Consider the following 15,627-nt stretch of genomic DNA (forward strand, 5'->3'; position numbering starts at 1 on the left):
TTTATCTGGAGTACAATTCAACAACAAGTTGCTCCTCAACATTTACCGGTATAGAGGCGCGATCCGGCACGCGTACTACTTGACCTGTTAACTTCACTTTATCTATACTGAGCCAATCCGGTATATCCCGTAGCCCTTTTAAAGAGCTATGTATAAGCTCTAAATTATTACTTTTTTCTTTAACCTGAATAGTGTCGCCTTCTTTTACACGATATGAAGGGACGTTTACTTTTTTACCATTTATGAGTAAATGGTTATGAAGTACTAATTGACGTGCACTGCTACGTGATGGAGCAAGCCCCAATCTGTAAACAATGTTATCTAACCTCAATTCAAGAAGTTGAAGTAGATTCTCACCGGTCACACCAGGACGGTTTGATGCAGCCTTAAAGTACAGCCTGAACTGGTTCTCCAGCACACCATAAATCCTTCTGATTTTCTGCTTTTCACGCAACTGATTGTTATACTCTGTTGCTGCACGTCTACGTTTTGAAACACGCATACCAGGAGGAAACGGCCTGCGTTCTATTGCACACTTCTCAGTCTTGCAACGCTCCCCCTTAAGCATCAATTTCGTTCCTTCCCTGCGGCATTGCCTACACCGTGGGCCTCGATATACTGCCATGTTTCTATCTCCTCTATTCTAATCTATTTATTATCAAAAGAGCCTGGGACTACTGCAACACGTTTAAACCCTACGCTTTTTAGGCGGACGACAGCCATTATGCGGTACAGCAGTAAAATCTTTTATCGCTACTATCTTTAGTCCAGCAGCCGCCAAGGACCTGATAGCACCTTCTCTTCCATTACCCGCACCGCGAAGATGAACTTCAAGTTTACGTACCCCAGCATCATAAGCAAGTTTTCCAACCACTTCAGCAGCAATACCTGCTGCAAATGGAGTGCTTTTACGTGAGCCTTTAAATCCCGACTTACCGGGTGTATTCCACGCTATTACATTTCCCCGGGCGTCTGTTATATTGATAATGGTATTGTTAAATGTAGATCGAATGTGAGCAACACCTTCCGCGGTTGCTTTCTTTTTGATCTTCTTGGCTGCATGTGCTGCAGAATCTTTATTCATCTCCAGTTTACCTCTTCTTTAAATCAATTAATAATAGTTCTACTTGGTAGGAGCCTTCTTTTTACCTGCAATTGTACGGCGTGGTCCCTTGCGGGTTCGACTGTTGGTACGAGTGCGCTGACCACGGGCAGGTAATCCCCTGCGGTGACGTAAACCACGATAACATCCAATATCCATAAGCCGCTTGATATTCATACGGGTATTGGCACGAAGATTACCCTCAGTTTGATATTCATCATCAATAATTCGTCTAATTACATCAAGTTGTTCATCAGTCAGATCTTTAATCTTTGTATTAGGCTCAATTGAAGCCTTCTGAAGAATTTCAACTGCTGATGTACGTCCGATACCCAATACATACGTAAGAGCTATTTCGCCTCTTTTGTCGTTAGGAATGTCGACCCCTGCTACACGAGCCATCTTAAGTCCCCTTCTTTATTTTCTTCTTTTTTCAGTTTTTTCCAAAAATTCGTTCATCAGCCCTGACGCTGCTTGTGCTTTGGCGATTTTGAGCAAATAACCCTGACTACCCCTCTGCGACGAATAACTTTGCATCCGTTACATATCTTTTTTACTGAAGCCCGTACTTTCAATTTATCTCTCCTTGCACACTTTTTTATTTATAACGGTACACTATACGTCCACGTGTCAGATCATAAGGTGAAAGCTCAACTAACACCTTATCCCCTGGAAGTATCCGGATATAGTTCATGCGCATCTTGCCGGAAATGTGGGCAAGTATCTCATGCTTCCCTTCAAGCTGTACCTTGAAAGTTGCATTTGGTAGTGTTTCCGTTACTGTACCTTCAACCTGAATTGAATCGTTTTTTGCCATAGTTTTTCTCTTTGGAGATTAGTATCTCCTGCCACGTAAGCGGCCCTTTTTCATAAATCCTTCGTAGTTTCGACTCTGTAAGTGCGATTCCAGTTGCTGCAGTGTATCCAGTGCAACACCCACAACAATTAGTACACTTGTACCACCAAAGTAAAAATCAATTCTCATTGCGCCCATAACTAGAAAGGGTGCGATAGCTATAAAAGCCAGAAAAACAGACCCTGGTAACGTTATTCGTGTCAAAACATTATCCAAAAACTCTGCAGTCTTTTTGCCCGGTCTTATTCCTGGTATAAAACCACCGGATCGCTTAAGGTTATCTGCGATATCGACCGGATTGAAAATAATAGCTGTATAAAAATAGGTAAAGAATATAATTAATAACCCATAGATAATAGAATAAAGAATTCCTCCGGGGGCAAAAAGTCTTGAAATATCTTCCATAACTCCCGATTCCGGAAAGAAACTTCCTATCATTCCTGGAAAAGTCATAAGCGATGAAGCAAAAATAACAGGGATAACACCAGCCATATTGAGCCTGAGTGGTAAAACGGTATTCTGCCCTGCATACATCTTGGTACCAACGACCTTTTTAGGCGTCTGGATGGGAATCCGTCTCATAGCCTGAGTCATCATAACAACAAATGCAGTCATAGCAAGAATAATAGCCAGGAGAACCAACGATATTATGGGGTGCCTTGTACCAACAAAGATCTGCTGAAATTCACCATAAACTGCAGCAGGCAGACCAGCTACAATTCCTATAAATATTATTAGCGAGATACCATTACCAACCCCCCGGTTGGTAATCTGCTCACCAAGCCACATTATAAGTATTGTTCCGGTGGTCAAACTTATTGCTGTAGTGAACATAAACAAAAAACCCTGCATAAACGGAACAACGGCACTTTCACCTGTTTCAGAAGTAATATTCTGTATGAAAACGCTTATTCCAATAGCCTGTATAAGAGCTAAGATAACAGTGCCGTATCTTGTGTACTGAGTGATTTTCTTTCTTCCTTCCGCACCCTCTCTTTGTAGCTTATGAAAGTAGGGAAAAACAGTACCAAGTAACTGAATAATAATTGAAGCACTGATGTAGGGCATAATACCTAATGCAAATACAGTAAGCCTCTTAAATGCCCCACCAACAAACATGTCGTATAACCCAAACAAACTGTTTTGGGTCCTGCCGAAAAATTCAGCTAACACCTGAGGATTCACTCCAGGTGTTGGAACATGTCCTCCAATCCTGTATATGAAAATAACTACAAGAGTGAAGATTATCCTTTTTCTTAGCTCAGGAATTCTGAATATGTTCTTTACAGTATCAAGCACTTCCCACTACCTCTGCTTTCCCTTTAGCCTTCTCAATTTTTTCCTTAGCGGAATTTGAAAATGCATGTACTTTCACAATTAGTGATTTGCTTAGTTCACCTACACCCAAGATCTTTACAGGAAGATCAGCTTCATGGATTAGTCCCTTTTTCCGTAAAACTTCGGGGGTAATCTCATCACCGTCATTTCCTATTTTTTCAAGAGCACCAGTATTTACAATCTGATACTGTTTTTTGAAAGGGTTGTGAAAACCAACTTTAGGTACCCTTCTTGTAAGGGGGATCTGTCCTCCTTCAAAGTAAGGCTTAAAGGAAGGTCCACTTCTTGCATTATGGCCATTGTTACCATGCCCTGCAGTGCAACCAGTACCGCTTCCCTGTCCACGACCGACGCGTTTAGAGCTCTTGTAAGCTCCTGGAGCCGGTTTAATTTTGTTAAGTGTAAGCATTGCTGTCTCCGTTATACTTCTTCAATTGTTACCAGATGTTTCACCTTTTCCACCATACCCCTAATAACAGGTGTATCTTCGTGGATAACAGACTTATTCAGCTTAATCAACCCCAAAGCCTTCACAGTTCTTTTTTGATTTTCAAGTCTGCCAATAGTGCTCTTTACCTGGGTTATTTTCAGTTTCTTACTCATTTTTTTTCAGCTCCAAATTAAGCTACGATTTGCCGCAGCTCATTAATCTGATCCTTAGTTTTTAACTGTTTTAAACCATCAAGTGTAGCTTTAACTACATTGTGAGCATTTGTGGTTCCAAGACATTTGGTTAGAATATTTCTCACACCTGCAAGTTCAAGAACGGCACGGGCTGGCCCCCCTGCAATCACCCCTGTACCAGGTGCAGCTGGTTTAAGCATCATTTTACCGGCCCCAAAGTGTCCAAGTACTTCGTGAGGAATAGTACCATCTACAAGGCTAATTGTAACCAGGTTTTTCTTCGCACTCTCTACAGCTTTTCTGATAGCCTCGGTTACATCATTTGCCTTACCCATTCCGATTCCTATTTTGCCGTTGCCATCACCAACCGCAACAAGTGCATTAAATCCAAATCGTCTTCCACCCTTAACAACTTTTGCACAACGATTTACTGCTACCAATCTGTCGACTAGTTGCGACTCAGCGCCGCTTGTCAAAATCTCTTCATTACTCAAAGGAATATCCCCTTTCACAACCTCAAAAAAGTAGCCCTTTGCTTCGTGCACCCTCTGCCAAAGCCTTAATGCGACCATGGTAGAGATAGCCTTTTCTATCAAATATTACTGACGTTACACCTTTTTCTTTAGCTTTCTCTGCAATGATCTCTCCGATAATTTTCGACACATCTGATTTGGAAAGATTTTCATCTTTTGTTTTTTCACTGAACTCTTTGCCAAGACTTGCAGCACTGGCAATAGTTACTCCATCTGTGTCGTTAATTATCTGAGCATAAATATGATCGATACTTCTTCTCACACAAAGACGTGGCCTTTGTTTGGTTCCCACAATTTTTCTGCGAACTCTTTGTGCACGTCGGCCTCTCTCAACCAGTCTGCGTTTTGCCTTATCCATGTATTATAGCTCCCTTAAATTACTTTGCTGCTTTACCAGCTTTTCTTCTGATCTGCTCACCCGCATATCTTATTCCCTTACCTTTGTAAGGCTCGGGTGGTCTTATTTTTCTGATATCAGCAGCTACTTGCCCAACAGCCTGCTTATCAATACCCTCTACAACGATCTTAGTCGGTCCATCGATACCAAGTGTTACACCAGGACGTGCTTTAAATAAAACAGGACTTGACAAACCAGCAGAAATATTGAGATCTTTCCCCTTTAACTCAGCCTTGTAGCCAACCCCGACGACTTCAAGTTCGCGCTTGTACCCAGTAGTAACACCAATAATCATGTTATTAATTAAAACACGATATAGTCCCCACAGAGCCTTTGTTTCCCTGGTATCATCAGTTACATTGAGCTTTAATTCGCTGTCTGATATTTCTACTTTAATTGTATCGGGTACTTCCCTACTCAAAGTTCCCTTAGTTCCCTTAACCTCGAGCAACTGTCCCTCAAGTTTGACCTGAACGCCGCTTGGGATCTTAACTGGTAGTTTGCCTATGCGAGACAAGTCTTAACTCCTCTTTATATTGTTTCACCTTTTTTAGTCTAATATATGGAATTGCAATGTGGGATTACCACACCATTCCAACTACTTCACCACCAACATTCATTTTACGACACTCGCTGTCAGTCATGACACCTTTAGATGTAGACACGATAGCGATACCCATACCGTTTTTTACTTTTGGTACTTGATTTGATCCTGCATAAGTCTTTCTTCCAGGAGTACTAACTCTTTTAATTCCCTGAATAGAATTACGCATCTGATCATCGTATTTCAGAAGAATCTTAATAACGCCCTGCTTATCATCATCCACAAAAGCGTATTTACTGATAAAATGATTCTCATGAAGAATGCGGGTAATTTCCTTTTTCAGCTTGGAAGCAGGCACATCTACAGTGCGCTTTCTTGCCTGAATCGCATTTCTTATTCTGTTGAACATGTCGGCAATCTGATCTGTTAACATCCCCTTAACCCCTCTTATGCGTAATATTGATGTTTTCTACCAACTTGATTTAACGACTCCGGGAATTTCCCCCCTAAGAGCCATATCACGAAAACAGAGCCTGCAGAGACCAAAATCTCTATAATATGCTCTAGGCCTACCACATCTTTTACATCTGGTGTATGCACGGCTTGAAAACTTCTGTTTTTTTCTTGATTTTTCAATAAGTGCTTTTCGTGCCACTTTTTTCCCCTTTTAACAATTATTTGCGAAACGGCATTCCCAACTCTTCAAGAAGAGCCATTCCCTCATCATTAGTTGAAGCTGTCGTTCCGATACAGATATCCATACCCGTTATTTTAGAAATCTTATCTCTGTTGATTTCGATAAACACGATCTGCTCTTTCACACCCATGGTATAATTACCATTTCCATCAAAAGACTTTCTGGGCAGACCTCTAAAATCTCTAATACGGGGGATCGTAATAGCTACCAGCCTGTCAAAAAACTCCCACATCCGTTCACCACGAAGTGTCACCTTACAGCCAATGGGCATGTTTTCTCTCAGTTTAAAATTTGAGATCGCCTGCTTAGCTCTGGTGACAACAGGCTTCTGCCCGCTGATCTCTCTAAGACACATTACCGCTTCATCAAGAAGTTTTGCATCCTGTACCGCATTCCCTACACCCATATTAATGACGATTTTTTCGAGGCGAGGTACCTGCATAGTATTGGAGTAATTAAATCTCTTCTTGAGTGCAGGTACAACAGTCTTTTCGTATTTCACCCTCATTCTGGGATTTATCTTTGTTCCCGTACTCACTCTATCGACTCCTTAGCCTTTTTTGAGAATCTTAATCTTTGTCCATTCTCCAGCACTTTAACTCCCAGCCTTGTAGGTTGCCCGCTTTTAGGACATTTCAGCATGAGGTTTGAGAGATGTACTGAAGCTTCCTTCTCCATAATTCCACCCTGCTGATTTTTGGGACTGGGTTTAGTGTGACGCTTTACAATATTGATTCCTTCAACTATGGCTCTGTTTTTTTCCGGAATAACCTTTATAATTCTTCCGGTTTTTCCTCTATGTTCACCAGCCATAACCTGAACTTCATCATTTTTCTTTAAACCTAACGACATAACGTTATCTCCCCGTAACCTTAAAGTACCTCAGGTGCAAGCGACACGATGCGCATGAATTTCTTTTCACGTAATTCGCGCGCTACGGGACCAAAAATACGTGTTCCCTTCGGTTCACCAGTTTCGTTAATAATAACGGCCGCATTATCACTAAAACGGATGTATGTACCATCTTTACGTCCGTACTCTTTTGTAGTGCGTACTATAACAGCCCTCACCACAGTACCCTTTTTTACATTACCGTTTGGAACCGCATCTTTAACTGATACAACGATAATATCACCTACACGGGCATAGCGACGACGTGTTCCACCCAGAATCCGGATACACTGCACTTTTTTGGCGCCTGAATTATCGGCTACATTAAGCTTGGTTTCTACCTGTATCATATTTTCCTCAACCTACTGTTTCGGTGCATAAAAGTGGCAATAGTGAGAGCCAGTCTTCACTTAGCACGTTCAATTATCTCGCCTATTCTCCATCTTTTGGTCTTTGATAAAGGACGTGTTTCAAGAATCCGAACCTTATCGCCAACCTTGCATTCGTTCTTATCGTCATGAGCTTTGTAACGTTTTTTAAGTCTAATAATACGACCATAAATAGAATGCTTAAGCTGACGTTCAACACTCACGACAACACTCTTATCCATTTTATCACTTACAACAACACCTACACGTTCTTTTCTTAAATTTCTTTCTGCCATTATTTCCCCGTACGACGACAGTTTAGGCTGTCACAGTAGCATTCTTTTCGTTTAATACTGTTTTAGCCCTTGCTATTTCCCGCCTTATCAGCCTAAGCTGTAAAGCGTTATTTAATTGACCCATCTTAGCTTGAAATCTGAGATTAAAAAGCTCCTCTTCCCAGCTATCTATTTTTTCAAGAATCTCTTCTTTTGAAAGTTCACGCAGTTCAGTTGCTTTCATATCAAACGCTCTGTTGTTCAAGTTCAATAAATCTTACCTGAATCGGAAGCTTCTGTGCAGCAAGCCTAAGAGCCTCTTTTGCGACTTCCGACCTCACTCCGGCCATTTCAAACATAATAGTACCAGGACGAACCACGGCAACCCAGCCTTCAGGTGATCCTTTACCCTTACCCATACGTGACTCAGCGGGGTGTTTTGTAATTGGCTTATCCGGAAATATTCTAATCCAGATTTTTCCCCCACGCTTAATATATCTCGTCATGGCGATACGAGCGGCTTCGATCTGGCGGTTGGTAATCCACCCTGGCTGTAGAGCCTGTAATCCAAATTCTCCAAAGGAGATCTCATTGCAGGTAGTAGCCATTCCACCCATTCTACCTCGCTGAGTTTTTCTCCATTTTACCTTCTTCGGTGACAGCATCTTTTATTCCTCCTAAGCCTTTGCGCCTTCTCCAGCCGCAGAAGTCTGTTTCTCGGCACGAGCGATTATTTCTCCCTTGCAAACCCACACCTTGATCCCTATACAGCCATAAGTGGTATGAGCAGTAGAGGTGGCGTAGTCAATATCTGCACGCAAAGTGTGCAAAGGGATTCTACCTTCTTTGTAGGTTTCTGTTCTGGCTATTTCAGCTCCATTAAGTCTTCCAGAGATCATTACCTTGATCCCCTCTGCTCCCATACGTTTAGCAGTAGAGATCGCCTTTTTTGTAGCTTTCTTATAGGAGACTCGCTTTTCAACCTGTCGCGCAATATTGTCGGCTACAAGCTGTGCATCCATTTCAGGTTTTTTAACCTCCCGGATATTGATCTGGATCTCTTTTTGAGTGAGATGCTGAAGTTCTCCTTTAAGACGCTCCACCTCCTCACCCTTTTTTCCAATAACAATACCAGGTCTGGATGTTTTGATTCCAACTGTAACTCTTTTAGCAGTTCTTTCGATTTCAAGAGCGCTGATACCACCATGCTCTAATCTCTTTTTCAAATAATTTCTAATGATAATATCTTCATAGAGATAATCTGAGAACCGCTCTTTGGCGAACCAGTTAGAAAACCAGGATCTTGTAATTCCTAGCCGCAAGCCTACCGGATTCGTTTTCTGACCCACAACTCCTCCTGTTAATTTGAAACGGTAACGGTGATATGGCACATGCGTTTAATAACCTGCGAAGCACGTCCACGTGCCCTGGGACGATACCGCTTCATAACCGGTCCTTCATCGACCCTAATTTCTTTAATCCGCAGACCATCAACCTCTATAGCAGCTTCAGCATTTTTACTCTGCATGTTCGCTACTGCTGACTTTATCAACTTGGCAACATCGGTTGCCACTGTCTTCCTCACACCAAACTCAAGCACACCAAGTGCTTCGCCAACCATCTTCCCCCGGACAACATCTGCAACCAGACGAGCTTTTCTGGGTGTTGATCTAAGGTATCTTACAGTTGCTTTTGATTCCACCTTCTATCCTCCTGACAGCTTACCTGCGTGCTGCTTTGTCTGTTTTGCCGCCACTGTGTCCACGATAATTACGGGAAGGAGAGAATTCTCCCAACTTGTGACCGACCATATTTTCGCTAACGTATACTGGTACAAATGTTTTACCATTGTGAACCGCAAAAGTATGCCCGACAAACTCGGGAAGTATCGTAGAACGCCTGGACCAGGTTTTTATTACCTTTTTTTGACCCGAGCGGTTTGACTCTTCAACTTTCTTTTCCAAATGCTCATCTACAAACGGGCCTTTTTTTACTGAACGAGCCATATTTCCTTTTCCTCTTACTTAGATCTGCGTCTAACTATATATTTGCTTGACAGCTTCACTGATTTACGTGTTCTTAATCCCTTAGTCTTTTTACCCCAAGGGGTGACTGGATGTCCTCCACCTGCACTTTTCCCTTCACCACCACCCATGGGATGATCAACCGGGTTCATTGCGACTCCACGAACACTTGGCCTGAAACCAAGGTGTCTTTTTCGCCCCGCAGAGCCAACTACTGTATTTAAATGCTCAGTATTGCTTATTTGACCAATAGTTGCCATACAGTTTTCATGGACATTTCTTATTTCACTTGAAGGGAATTTTATCTGAACCATTTTTCCCTCTTTTGCTACCACTTCTGCATAAGTACCGGCACTTCGTACTACCTGTCCACCCTTCTTTTCCCGTAACTCGATGTTATGAACCTGGGTACCAAGCGGGATTCTGGAGAGTGGTAAGCAGTTACCTTCAGCAATCGGCGCCTCTTCACCGGACATAATTTTTTGTCCAACTTCCATATTGGAGGTGGCCAATATGTAACGTCGTTCTCCATCAATATATTTGATAAGAGCAATGAAGGCAGATCGGTTAGGATCGTATTCAATAGTCTCTACAACACCAGGAATATTGAATTTGTTTCGTTTAAAATCAATGATTCTAATGAAACGCTTATTACCACCACCTCTGTGGCGTACTGTAATTACACCACGATTGTTACGGCCGTTAATCCTGGTCTTCTTTTTAAGAAGCTTTTTATACGGCTCGTCTGTTGTAATCTGATCGAAACTGTTTGTAGACTTGTACCTTAAAGTAGGGGTAACAGGTCTATACGTTTTATTTGGCATAATAACTTACTCCACACTCTACATTTGGCGGTTTGGATCGTTAGTTTAGTATTAAACCTCTCCGAATTGAGCGATACTCTGCCCCTCTTTGAGCTTAACAAAGGCTTTTTTCCAGTCAGGTCGGTGACCACTGTAACGACCCATTCTCTTTTTCTTTCCTTTAACAACGATAGTATTCACTGTTTCTACAGTAACATCAAAGATATTCTCAACAGCTTCCTTGATATCCTTCTTAGAAGCATCTTTTGCTACTTCAAACACATATTTGTTCTGTAGCGCACGAAGATTTGTGTTCTTTTCAGTTATAGATGGATATCGAATTATTGAATGATATTTGCTCACAGCGCCACCGCCTCTTCAACTTTTTCAATCAGTTTTTCATTGCCGAATATAATATTCTCACTGTGTATCACATCGTAAGCATTAATATCTGAAACCATCTTGATTTCAAGATTCTTAATATTGCGGCCCGACAAATATACGTTTTTGCTATCTTCCACATCAACAATTAAAAGATTCTTTTTTCCATTAACCGAAAGAGCGCCTAAAAGATCAGCTATTGTTTTGGTCTTAGGCTCCTGGCACTGAATAGAATCCACAATTACCACTTTTTCATCTTTTGCTCGTGAAGATAAAGCAGATGAAAGTGCAATTTTCTTCAACTTACGTGGAATTACAGTATAATAATCACGTGTTTCTGGTCCGAAAGCCTTTCCTCCGCGTACCCACACCGGTGAAGTGTTAGAACCAGCTCTTGCCCGTCCGGTCCCCTTTTGTCTCCAGGGTTTCCTTCCACCACCGCTTACCTCTGCACGCGTCTTAGTCTTTGAAGTCCCCTGCCTCTGGTTTGCAAGATATGATTTGATCACCTGGTGCAGGACGTGTTCATTCACTTCTGCAGCAAAAACAGCGTCAGGTAACTGTACTTCACCCTTGAGCGTTCCGTTCTGTTGGTATAATTTCGCTTTCATGAATAAATCATCCTAAATAAGCTACACTTTGGTTATTTGTTTTTATATAAGTACACGATGCCTTTATTGCGACCTGGAACAGAGCCTTTTATATAGACCAGTCCAGCCTCTTTATCTATGCCAACGACTTCAAGGCGCTTCGTTGTTACTGCACATGCACCATAATGTCCTGACATACGCAATCCCGGAAAAATTCTCGCAGGATAGGTCCCGGCACCATTTGAGCCCCGCTCACGTACGTTGGTATTACCATGTGTTTCGCGACCACGCTGGAAATTGTACTTTTTAATCGTACCAGCATGTCCACGACCCTTCGATACACCCTCAACGTCGACATACTTACTATCTTCAAGTATTTCGACTCCAACCTGTTGACCGGGCTTAAGCTCCTCCTGGGCACTTTCAAGAGCAAACTCTCTCACCACTCTGGTAGGAGAGGAATTGTGCTTTTTGAAATGACCGAGCAGAGGCTTTGTCACTTTTTGTTCCGCAACCTGGTCAAATCCAAGTTGCACGGCGTTATAACCATCTTTTTCGGCTTTTTTCACCTGATGAACAACATTGTTTCCGGCCTGAATGACCGTAACGGCAACTACCCGTCCCGAATCGTTAAAGATTCGTGTCATTCCTATTTTTCTTCCGATCAAACCCTGCATATCACACCTGTTTTCTCTTCTAAAAAATTTACCATTCCCGGGTTATTAAACATCCCCGGCTAAAATGTTTATACCTTAAACCTTGATCTCAACATCTACACCAGAAGGCAGATCGAGTTTCATCAAAGAATCAACAGTCTGAGGAGTAGACTCGAGAATGTCGATAAGTCTTTTATGAATTCTTGTTTCAAACTGCTCACGTGACTTCTTGTTCACATGTGGTGAACGAAGTACCGTGTAAACGGTCTTTTCTGTTGGCAAAGGTATCGGACCTGAAATTCTTGCCCCTGTTCCCTTTGCTGTCCGGACAATGTCTGATGCAGACTTGTCCAGGATGTTGTGATCGAACGATTTAAGCCGAATGCGAATTTTTTCACCTGGCATGAGAAGCTGCTCCTTGTTTTCTATCTTTCTTTACGTTAAATTCTTCCATCGGTTTACCTGCCAATGCGCCGAAGAATCTCCTCCTGAACAGCTTTACCCGCAACCTCATACCTGTCAAACTGCATGGTATATACGGCACGTCCTTGTGTAAGAGAGCGCAGTGCAGTTGCGTATCCAAACATTTCAGAAAGTGGAGCTTCAGCATCCATTACCTGTGCATCATTGCGGGCATTTACTCCCGACATTTTGCCCCTGCGACTGTTTATGTCGTTGATAACAGCGCCCATAAACTCAGCAGGTACAACTACTTCAACTTTCATAGTTGGTTCCAATAGTACAGGAACCGCCTCTTGACAGGCTTCTTTAAAAGCCATACTTGAGGCGATTTTAAAGCCTATCTCTGTGGAGTCTCCTTCTCGATATTCACAGCCAATAAACTGTACCAGTACACCGGCCATCTGAAAACCTGACATAACTCCACCGCTGGAAGACTCCATAATACCGTGCTTCACAGCATCTATAAACGAAGAAGGAATCGTATCATCCTTCACTTTATTCTCAAACTCAATACCACGGAAAGGTTCAATTTTACTTACATTGAGCGTTACTTTTCCGTGATGATTTTTACCACCCAGAAGCTGAGAAAACTCAAACTCTTTTTTACCATTCGTGCTTATCGTTTCTCTGTAGGATACCTGAGGTTTTCCTACGTGTACATCAACTTTAAATTCCCTAATAAGCCTATCAATTAATACTTCAACGTGAAGCTCACCCATTCCGGAAACAGTTCTTTGTCCGGTTTCTTTATCGATCATCACTCTACATGTCGGATCTTCATCTACAAGACTGTCAAGTGCATTTACCAGTTTTTCTTCATCAGCAGTACTTTTAGGCTCTATTGATCGAGCAAGAACCGACTCAGGGAATTTCATCGGCTCAAACACAATCGGTGCGTCCTGTGCACAAATGGTATCCCCTGTTGATGTTTCCTTTAAACCGACAAGCGCAACTATATCTCCAACCTGCATCTCATTTAGCGCATGGCGCTTGTTTGAATGCATCCTGAATATCCTGGTGGCTCTTTCCCTTTTATTTATCCTGGGATTAAAAAGGGCGTTTTTAAAACCAGCGTTACCAGAATAAACTCTGGCATATGCAAGGCGACCAACATGTGTATCAGTAGCAATTTTAAAAACCAAAGCAGAAAATGGCTGAGTTTTATCAGGTGACCTGGTTACTGCTTGTTTGGTCTCGGGGTCCATTCCTGTTACTTCACCACGTTCTAAAGGTGATGGCAAATAATCAGTTATTGCATCAATTAAGGTTTGTATCCCTTTATTTTTGAAAGCAGAGCCACATAAGACTGGGCATACGTCTGAAGAGATTACAGCATTTCTGATTGCTGATTTAATCATTTGGGAATCAATTGGCTGACCTTCAAGCATTTTATGCATTAGCTCCTCACTGTAATCACAGATAACTTCAAGCAGTTCTTCCCGCTTACTTTCTGCAATTTGAGCCAATTCAGAAGGTATTGCACCTTCAAGAACCTTTACTCCAAAGGTTTCCTGATCAAACCTGTATGCTTTCATTTTTACAAGGTCAATTACACCTGAAAATTCGCTTTCTTTTCCTATTGGAACCTGAATGGCAACCGATTTCTGAGAAAACTTTTCCTGCATAGATTCAATGCAGGATTCAAAATCGGCCCCAACGCGGTCCATTTTGTTAACAAAGGCTATTCGGGGCACGTTATATTTGTCGGCCTGTCTCCAAACAGTTTCCGACTGAGGTTCTACGCCACCAACCGAATCGAATACGGCAACTGCGCCATCCAATACTCTCAAAGAACGTTCCACTTCGATAGTGAAATCCACATGCCCAGGAGTGTCGATAATGTTGATTCTATGACCATTCCAAAAACATGTTGTTGCTGCGGAGGTTATTGTTATTCCCCTCTCGCGCTCCTGTACCATCCAGTCCATAACAGTATTGCCATCATGAACCTCACCCATCCGATGCAGGATACCGCTGTAAAACAGTACCCGCTCGGTTGTTGTGGTTTTCCCAGCATCAATGTGGGCCATTATACCGATATTTCTAATTTCCGGAAGCTTAATTTCAGATTCCACAGTATTCATCAAGAACGGTTTATCCCTTCCGGTCTTAACAGGTTCTTATTATCAGTACAGAGCTGCCCTGGATGATAGTACAGGGCAGACCACACACCTCTATCAGGTCAAAGAGCGATTATCTTAGAAGCGAAAGTGGGCAAACGCCTTGTTCGCTTCAGCCATTTTATGAGTATCGACCTTTTTTCTTACAGCGCCACCCTCATTTTTGGAGGCCTGTATAAATTCATTGGCTAACTTTTCAGCCATACTTTTTTCTGAACGAGAACGGGCGTAGTTTATGAGCCAACGAATTGCTAATGATACACGTCTTTCAGATTTCACCTCGATGGGAACCTGGTAGTTAGCCCCACCAACCCTACGAGACTTAACCTCAAGCACGGGCTTAACATTATCAACAGCTTTTTTAAATACTGTGATACCATCCTGCCCAGTACGCTGATTCACAATCTCTATGGCATCATAAAAAAGGCCTTCTGCAAGACGCTTCTTACCCTGACGTGTTACATTGTTAACAAACTGTGTAACAAGAACACTTTTATACTTCGGGTCAGCTAAAACTTCACGCTTCTCAGCTTTTCTTCTTCTTGACATATATCATTTCCCTATTTCTTCGGCCGCTTAACGCCGTACTTTGACCTACTACGTTTACGATCTTGCACACCCTGAGTATCAAGCGCACCTCTAATTATATGATAGCGCACACCAGGAACATCTTTAACACGACCACCACGAATAAGAACAATCGAGTGCTCCTGAAGATTATGCCCCTCTCCAGGTATATAGGCATTCACTTCCATATGGTTAGTCAGACGAACACGCGCAACCTTCCTTAGTGCCGAATTAGGCTTCTTCGGAGTAGTGGTGAACACCCTTGTGCACACCCCTCGACGCTGCGGACAACTATGCAATGCAGGAGACTTACTCCTGACTTGCTGACTTGCACGTCCCTTACTTATAAGTTGACTGATTGTAGGCACTTATTTCCTCCAAATTAATGACAGTCTCATA

The 15,627-nt window shown here is 42.3% G+C and carries 30 protein-coding genes; all 30 read right to left on the bottom strand.

What is annotated here, in order from left to right:
* Position 1: 1 nt before the first annotated feature.
* Positions 2 to 625 carry a 30S ribosomal protein S4 gene (gene rpsD, locus QA601_01395; GenBank protein ID MDG5813720.1) on the bottom strand — a complete coding sequence of 208 codons (624 nt, stop codon included), beginning with the start codon at positions 623 to 625 and terminating at the stop codon, positions 2 to 4.
* 63 nt (positions 626 to 688) lie between these two features.
* Entirely contained in the window at positions 689 to 1,084 is a 396-nt protein-coding gene (rpsK, locus tag QA601_01400; GenBank protein MDG5813721.1) for a 30S ribosomal protein S11, read from the bottom strand.
* A 39-nt stretch (positions 1,085 to 1,123) separates the two neighbouring features.
* A complete protein-coding gene (gene rpsM, locus QA601_01405) occupies positions 1,124 to 1,504 on the bottom strand; it encodes a 30S ribosomal protein S13 (GenBank protein ID MDG5813722.1) in 381 nt (126 codons plus the stop codon).
* Between the two features lie 56 nt (positions 1,505 to 1,560).
* On the bottom strand, positions 1,561 to 1,677 hold the full coding sequence (gene rpmJ, locus QA601_01410; protein ID MDG5813723.1) for a 50S ribosomal protein L36: 117 nt from the start codon (positions 1,675 to 1,677) through the stop codon (positions 1,561 to 1,563).
* 23 nt (positions 1,678 to 1,700) lie between these two features.
* A complete protein-coding gene (gene infA, locus QA601_01415) occupies positions 1,701 to 1,919 on the bottom strand; it encodes a translation initiation factor IF-1 (GenBank protein ID MDG5813724.1) in 219 nt (72 codons plus the stop codon).
* Positions 1,920 to 1,937: 18 nt separating this feature from the next.
* Complete coding sequence (gene secY, locus QA601_01420; protein MDG5813725.1) at positions 1,938 to 3,257, bottom strand: preprotein translocase subunit SecY; 1,320 nt, start codon at positions 3,255 to 3,257, stop codon at positions 1,938 to 1,940.
* Entirely contained in the window at positions 3,250 to 3,705 is a 456-nt protein-coding gene (gene rplO / locus QA601_01425) for a 50S ribosomal protein L15 (protein MDG5813726.1), read from the bottom strand. Before rplO ends, secY begins: the two co-directional genes overlap by 8 nt.
* An 11-nt stretch (positions 3,706 to 3,716) precedes the next feature.
* The gene (gene rpmD, locus QA601_01430) at positions 3,717 to 3,899 is read right to left on the bottom strand and encodes a 50S ribosomal protein L30 (protein ID MDG5813727.1); all 183 of its coding nucleotides are present in this window, start codon (positions 3,897 to 3,899) and stop codon (positions 3,717 to 3,719) included.
* 17 nt (positions 3,900 to 3,916) lie between these two features.
* Positions 3,917 to 4,399, bottom strand: a complete 483-nt coding sequence (rpsE, locus tag QA601_01435) for a 30S ribosomal protein S5 (GenBank protein ID MDG5813728.1) — start codon at positions 4,397 to 4,399, stop codon at positions 3,917 to 3,919.
* 37 nt (positions 4,400 to 4,436) lie between these two features.
* Positions 4,437 to 4,811, bottom strand: a complete 375-nt coding sequence (gene rplR, locus QA601_01440; GenBank protein MDG5813729.1) for a 50S ribosomal protein L18 — start codon at positions 4,809 to 4,811, stop codon at positions 4,437 to 4,439.
* 19 nt (positions 4,812 to 4,830) lie between these two features.
* Positions 4,831 to 5,367, bottom strand: a complete 537-nt coding sequence (rplF, locus tag QA601_01445; protein ID MDG5813730.1) for a 50S ribosomal protein L6 — start codon at positions 5,365 to 5,367, stop codon at positions 4,831 to 4,833.
* 64 nt (positions 5,368 to 5,431) lie between these two features.
* Positions 5,432 to 5,827: a 30S ribosomal protein S8 gene (gene rpsH / locus QA601_01450; protein MDG5813731.1), complete on the bottom strand. Its 396-nt coding sequence runs from the start codon at positions 5,825 to 5,827 to the stop codon at positions 5,432 to 5,434.
* Between the two features lie 36 nt (positions 5,828 to 5,863).
* Positions 5,864 to 6,049, bottom strand: coding sequence for a type Z 30S ribosomal protein S14 (locus QA601_01455; GenBank protein ID MDG5813732.1), 186 nt, complete (start codon positions 6,047 to 6,049; stop codon positions 5,864 to 5,866).
* A gap of 19 nt (positions 6,050 to 6,068) precedes the next feature.
* Positions 6,069 to 6,599, bottom strand: coding sequence for a 50S ribosomal protein L5 (gene rplE / locus QA601_01460; protein MDG5813733.1), 531 nt, complete (start codon positions 6,597 to 6,599; stop codon positions 6,069 to 6,071).
* Positions 6,600 to 6,625: 26 nt separating this feature from the next.
* Positions 6,626 to 6,943, bottom strand: a complete 318-nt coding sequence (gene rplX / locus QA601_01465) for a 50S ribosomal protein L24 (protein ID MDG5813734.1) — start codon at positions 6,941 to 6,943, stop codon at positions 6,626 to 6,628.
* A 20-nt stretch (positions 6,944 to 6,963) separates the two neighbouring features.
* Positions 6,964 to 7,332 carry a 50S ribosomal protein L14 gene (gene rplN / locus QA601_01470; protein MDG5813735.1) on the bottom strand — a complete coding sequence of 123 codons (369 nt, stop codon included), beginning with the start codon at positions 7,330 to 7,332 and terminating at the stop codon, positions 6,964 to 6,966.
* Between the two features lie 56 nt (positions 7,333 to 7,388).
* On the bottom strand, positions 7,389 to 7,646 hold the full coding sequence (gene rpsQ / locus QA601_01475) for a 30S ribosomal protein S17 (protein MDG5813736.1): 258 nt from the start codon (positions 7,644 to 7,646) through the stop codon (positions 7,389 to 7,391).
* A 22-nt stretch (positions 7,647 to 7,668) separates the two neighbouring features.
* Complete coding sequence (gene rpmC / locus QA601_01480) at positions 7,669 to 7,869, bottom strand: 50S ribosomal protein L29 (protein ID MDG5813737.1); 201 nt, start codon at positions 7,867 to 7,869, stop codon at positions 7,669 to 7,671.
* Position 7,870: 1 nt separating this feature from the next.
* The gene (gene rplP, locus QA601_01485) at positions 7,871 to 8,290 is read right to left on the bottom strand and encodes a 50S ribosomal protein L16 (GenBank protein MDG5813738.1); all 420 of its coding nucleotides are present in this window, start codon (positions 8,288 to 8,290) and stop codon (positions 7,871 to 7,873) included.
* Positions 8,291 to 8,302: 12 nt separating this feature from the next.
* A complete protein-coding gene (gene rpsC, locus QA601_01490) occupies positions 8,303 to 8,974 on the bottom strand; it encodes a 30S ribosomal protein S3 (protein ID MDG5813739.1) in 672 nt (223 codons plus the stop codon).
* Between the two features lie 11 nt (positions 8,975 to 8,985).
* Positions 8,986 to 9,327: a 50S ribosomal protein L22 gene (rplV, locus tag QA601_01495; protein ID MDG5813740.1), complete on the bottom strand. Its 342-nt coding sequence runs from the start codon at positions 9,325 to 9,327 to the stop codon at positions 8,986 to 8,988.
* A 19-nt stretch (positions 9,328 to 9,346) separates the two neighbouring features.
* Positions 9,347 to 9,631, bottom strand: a complete 285-nt coding sequence (gene rpsS / locus QA601_01500; GenBank protein MDG5813741.1) for a 30S ribosomal protein S19 — start codon at positions 9,629 to 9,631, stop codon at positions 9,347 to 9,349.
* Between the two features lie 14 nt (positions 9,632 to 9,645).
* On the bottom strand, positions 9,646 to 10,473 hold the full coding sequence (gene rplB, locus QA601_01505) for a 50S ribosomal protein L2 (protein ID MDG5813742.1): 828 nt from the start codon (positions 10,471 to 10,473) through the stop codon (positions 9,646 to 9,648).
* A 51-nt stretch (positions 10,474 to 10,524) separates the two neighbouring features.
* Positions 10,525 to 10,815: a 50S ribosomal protein L23 gene (locus QA601_01510; GenBank protein MDG5813743.1), complete on the bottom strand. Its 291-nt coding sequence runs from the start codon at positions 10,813 to 10,815 to the stop codon at positions 10,525 to 10,527.
* Positions 10,812 to 11,444 (bottom strand): 50S ribosomal protein L4, encoded by a 633-nt coding sequence (rplD, locus tag QA601_01515; protein ID MDG5813744.1) that lies wholly within the window; start codon positions 11,442 to 11,444, stop codon positions 10,812 to 10,814. The genes QA601_01510 and rplD overlap by 4 nt, the downstream gene beginning before the upstream one ends.
* Positions 11,445 to 11,476: 32 nt before the next feature.
* Positions 11,477 to 12,100 carry a 50S ribosomal protein L3 gene (gene rplC, locus QA601_01520; protein MDG5813745.1) on the bottom strand — a complete coding sequence of 208 codons (624 nt, stop codon included), beginning with the start codon at positions 12,098 to 12,100 and terminating at the stop codon, positions 11,477 to 11,479.
* A 75-nt stretch (positions 12,101 to 12,175) separates the two neighbouring features.
* Complete coding sequence (gene rpsJ, locus QA601_01525) at positions 12,176 to 12,484, bottom strand: 30S ribosomal protein S10 (GenBank protein ID MDG5813746.1); 309 nt, start codon at positions 12,482 to 12,484, stop codon at positions 12,176 to 12,178.
* Positions 12,485 to 12,537: 53 nt separating this feature from the next.
* Complete coding sequence (gene fusA, locus QA601_01530; protein MDG5813747.1) at positions 12,538 to 14,625, bottom strand: elongation factor G; 2,088 nt, start codon at positions 14,623 to 14,625, stop codon at positions 12,538 to 12,540.
* A gap of 114 nt (positions 14,626 to 14,739) precedes the next feature.
* The gene (gene rpsG, locus QA601_01535; protein ID MDG5813748.1) at positions 14,740 to 15,210 is read right to left on the bottom strand and encodes a 30S ribosomal protein S7; all 471 of its coding nucleotides are present in this window, start codon (positions 15,208 to 15,210) and stop codon (positions 14,740 to 14,742) included.
* 11 nt (positions 15,211 to 15,221) lie between these two features.
* A complete protein-coding gene (gene rpsL, locus QA601_01540) occupies positions 15,222 to 15,596 on the bottom strand; it encodes a 30S ribosomal protein S12 (protein ID MDG5813749.1) in 375 nt (124 codons plus the stop codon).
* Between the last annotated feature and the right edge of the window lie 31 nt (positions 15,597 to 15,627).

This window comes from Chitinispirillales bacterium ANBcel5, from assembly GCA_029688955.1.
Taxonomy (GTDB): Bacteria; Fibrobacterota; Chitinivibrionia; order Chitinivibrionales; family Chitinispirillaceae; genus Cellulosispirillum; species Cellulosispirillum alkaliphilum.

Bases quoted from the DNA above. Each gene is read 5' to 3' on its own strand.
- rpsD (MDG5813720.1), bottom strand. From the start codon at position 625: ATGGCAGTATATCGAGGCCCACGGTGTAGGCAATGCCGCAGGGAAGGA.
- rpsK (MDG5813721.1), bottom strand. From the start codon at position 1,084: ATGAATAAAGATTCTGCAGCACATGCAGCCAAGAAGATCAAAAAGAAA.
- rpsM (MDG5813722.1), bottom strand. From the start codon at position 1,504: ATGGCTCGTGTAGCAGGGGTCGACATTCCTAACGACAAAAGAGGCGAA.
- infA (MDG5813724.1), bottom strand. From the start codon at position 1,919: ATGGCAAAAAACGATTCAATTCAGGTTGAAGGTACAGTAACGGAAACA.
- rplO (MDG5813726.1), bottom strand. From the start codon at position 3,705: ATGCTTACACTTAACAAAATTAAACCGGCTCCAGGAGCTTACAAGAGC.
- rpmD (MDG5813727.1), bottom strand. From the start codon at position 3,899: ATGAGTAAGAAACTGAAAATAACCCAGGTAAAGAGCACTATTGGCAGA.
- rplR (MDG5813729.1), bottom strand. From the start codon at position 4,811: ATGGATAAGGCAAAACGCAGACTGGTTGAGAGAGGCCGACGTGCACAA.
- rpsH (MDG5813731.1), bottom strand. From the start codon at position 5,827: ATGTTAACAGATCAGATTGCCGACATGTTCAACAGAATAAGAAATGCG.
- rplE (MDG5813733.1), bottom strand. From the start codon at position 6,599: ATGAGGGTGAAATACGAAAAGACTGTTGTACCTGCACTCAAGAAGAGA.
- rplX (MDG5813734.1), bottom strand. From the start codon at position 6,943: ATGTCGTTAGGTTTAAAGAAAAATGATGAAGTTCAGGTTATGGCTGGT.
- rplN (MDG5813735.1), bottom strand. From the start codon at position 7,332: ATGATACAGGTAGAAACCAAGCTTAATGTAGCCGATAATTCAGGCGCC.
- rpsQ (MDG5813736.1), bottom strand. From the start codon at position 7,646: ATGGCAGAAAGAAATTTAAGAAAAGAACGTGTAGGTGTTGTTGTAAGT.
- rpmC (MDG5813737.1), bottom strand. From the start codon at position 7,869: ATGAAAGCAACTGAACTGCGTGAACTTTCAAAAGAAGAGATTCTTGAA.
- rplP (MDG5813738.1), bottom strand. From the start codon at position 8,290: ATGCTGTCACCGAAGAAGGTAAAATGGAGAAAAACTCAGCGAGGTAGA.
- rpsS (MDG5813741.1), bottom strand. From the start codon at position 9,631: ATGGCTCGTTCAGTAAAAAAAGGCCCGTTTGTAGATGAGCATTTGGAA.
- rplB (MDG5813742.1), bottom strand. From the start codon at position 10,473: ATGCCAAATAAAACGTATAGACCTGTTACCCCTACTTTAAGGTACAAG.
- rplD (MDG5813744.1), bottom strand. From the start codon at position 11,444: ATGAAAGCGAAATTATACCAACAGAACGGAACGCTCAAGGGTGAAGTA.
- rplC (MDG5813745.1), bottom strand. From the start codon at position 12,100: ATGCAGGGTTTGATCGGAAGAAAAATAGGAATGACACGAATCTTTAAC.
- rpsJ (MDG5813746.1), bottom strand. From the start codon at position 12,484: ATGCCAGGTGAAAAAATTCGCATTCGGCTTAAATCGTTCGATCACAAC.
- fusA (MDG5813747.1), bottom strand. From the start codon at position 14,625: ATGAATACTGTGGAATCTGAAATTAAGCTTCCGGAAATTAGAAATATC.
- rpsG (MDG5813748.1), bottom strand. From the start codon at position 15,210: ATGTCAAGAAGAAGAAAAGCTGAGAAGCGTGAAGTTTTAGCTGACCCG.